Origin of the sequence: Croceicoccus hydrothermalis, assembly GCF_022378335.1 — a bacterium.
Classification (GTDB): domain Bacteria; phylum Pseudomonadota; class Alphaproteobacteria; order Sphingomonadales; family Sphingomonadaceae; genus Croceicoccus; species Croceicoccus hydrothermalis.
The window spans coordinates 1-2,384 of the sequence record NZ_JAIQCI010000087.1 but is presented as its reverse complement, the minus strand read 5'-3'; the positions used below and the strand labels follow the sequence as shown (position 1 = coordinate 2,384).

Genomic DNA, 2,384 nt, shown 5'->3' with positions numbered 1-2,384 from the left:
CGTTCCTTCGTCACTACGACGAGACCCAAATCCTCCTTAATCTACAACCGTAAATCTGTGCCATTGGTGCTGACGGCGAACAGCCGCGCTATTGCAGGAAGAACGAACAGCGTCAGCGCGGTTGCCGTGATCAGCCCACCGATCACCACCGTCGCCAGTGGACGTTGCACCTCGGCCCCGGTTCCGGTAGCGAGTGCCATAGGCACGAAGCCGAGCGAAGCCACCAGCGCCGTCATCAACACCGGTCGCAGACGTGCAAGCGCGCCATCGGCAATAGCTTCGTCGAGCGGCATTCCTCTCTCGAGACGCTGCCGGATCGCGGTCATCATGACGAGACCGTTGAGCACCGCCACACCTGAGAGCGCAATGAACCCGACCGCGGTAGAGACCGAGAAGGGCATGCCCCTCAGCACCAGAGCGAACACGCCTCCTGCAAGCGCCATAGGAATGGCGCTAAACACCGCGAGGGCCGGGATCCATCCGCCAAGCGCCAGATAAAGGAGCAGGAGGACCATAGCGAAACAGATGGGCACCACGATCGCAAGCCTTGCCTGTGCTTCTTGAAGGTTCTGATACTGGCCGCCCCATTCGATGAAAGATGCAGGTGGCAGATCAACCTGCGCTTCGACCCCGGCCTGTGCTTCTTGGACGAAGGACCCGAGATCGCGTTCGCGCACGTTGGCCGAGACGATCACCAGCCGCCGCCCTTGTTCACGGCGGACCTCGGCGAGGCCATCAACCACTTCGAAATCAGCCAATGTTCGCAGCGGAACCGTCACGCCGTTTTCAAGGACGATCGGGAGAGCGCCGAGCTGGTCGAAATCGTTTCGGGTGGCATCTTGCAAACGCACGACGACGTCGAACCGCCGATCGCCTTCGAACACCAGACCCGCAGGCCGTCCGCCTAGCGCAATGGCGACCGACTGAGCCACGTCTTCGACGGTTAGCCCATATCGTGCGATGACCGGACGATCGAAAGCGATGTCGAGCGTGGGAAAGCCGGTAACTTGTTGAACGCGAACGTCTGCCGCACCTTCGACCTGCCGCACAACATCGGCCACGTCCTCAGCTGCGGCTGTCAATTGCGCCAGATCATTGCCATAGATCTTAACGGCGAGATCGCTGCGGCTACCGGCAATCAGTTCGTTGAAGCGCATTTCGATAGGTTGGGTGAATTCATACAGATTTCCAACCAAACCGCCGAGCTCCTCCTCTATTTCTAATATGAGCTCTTCTTTGCTCTTGGAGCGGTCGGGCCATTCGTCCCGCGGGCGAAGTATGACGAAGGCATCCGAGATATTTGGCGGCATGGGATCGCTCGCCACTTCTGCGGTACCGGTTTTCGAAAAAACCAGTCCAACTTCAGGAAAACCAACGAGGCGATCTTCAACCCGTCTTTGCATTTCGACCGAGCGTTCGATGGGTGTCGAAGGAATGCGGATCGACTGGACTAGGAGATCCCTTTCGTCGAGCTGTGGAGTGAATTCACTCCCCAGAAGACTAAAGGCGACAGCTGCAACCGCGAAGATGCCGACACCGGTGCCGATAACCGGCCAGGGCCGCGCAATGGCCTTGCGAACCGCTGGGCCATAACGCTCCTTCGCCCAGCGAATGGGCTTCACCTCCTTTTCGGTGAGCTTCTTATTGAGCAGCACCGCGATCATCGCCGGAACGAAGGTCAGCGATAGCACGAAGGCCGACGCCAGCGCGAGCATCATCGTGATCGCCATCGGCGAGAACGTCTTGCCTTCGACTCCGGTAAAAGTGAGCAGCGGGGCGAAGACGAGGAAGATGATCGCCTGCCCGTAGACGGTCGGCTTGATCATTTCCTGCGCCGCAAGGCGTGTTTCAGTGAGCCGCTCGCCCAAGGTGAGCAGTCGCCCCTCCCGGTGCTGTCGCGCCGCGAGACGTGCGACGCTGTTCTCGACAATGATCACCGCGCCATCGACGATAAGGCCGAAGTCGAGCGCTCCGAGACTCATCAGATTGCCCGACACGCCGAGCCGGTTCATACCGACCGCTGCCATGAGCATCGATATCGGGATGACCAGTGCCGTTATGATCGCGGCGCGGATGTTGCCAAGCAGGAGGAATAGCACCGCAATGACCAGCAGCGCGCCTTCGAGCAGGTTTTTCTCGACTGTGGCTATGGTCGCATCGACAAGAGACGACCGGTTATAGACGATATCGGCCTCTACCCCCGCAGGGAGCGAGTCACGGACTTCTTCAAGTCGTTCGGCTGCCTGAGCCGATACCGTGCGGCTGTTCTCACCACTGCGCATCAGAACCGTTCCGACCACGGTGTTCGCCGTCAGCACCAATGGCACAGATTTACGGTTGTAGATTAAGGAGGATTTGGGTCTCGTCGTAGTGACGAAGGAACG

At 59.3% G+C, this 2,384-nt stretch carries 1 protein-coding gene; it reads right to left on the bottom strand.

Going from position 1 to position 2,384, the window contains the following annotated elements; genetic code table 11:
• Positions 1 to 41: 41 nt before the first annotated feature.
• The coding region (locus K4G67_RS17435; RefSeq protein WP_275588957.1) for an efflux RND transporter permease subunit at positions 42 to 2,384 on the bottom strand (2,343 nt) is incomplete at its 5' end.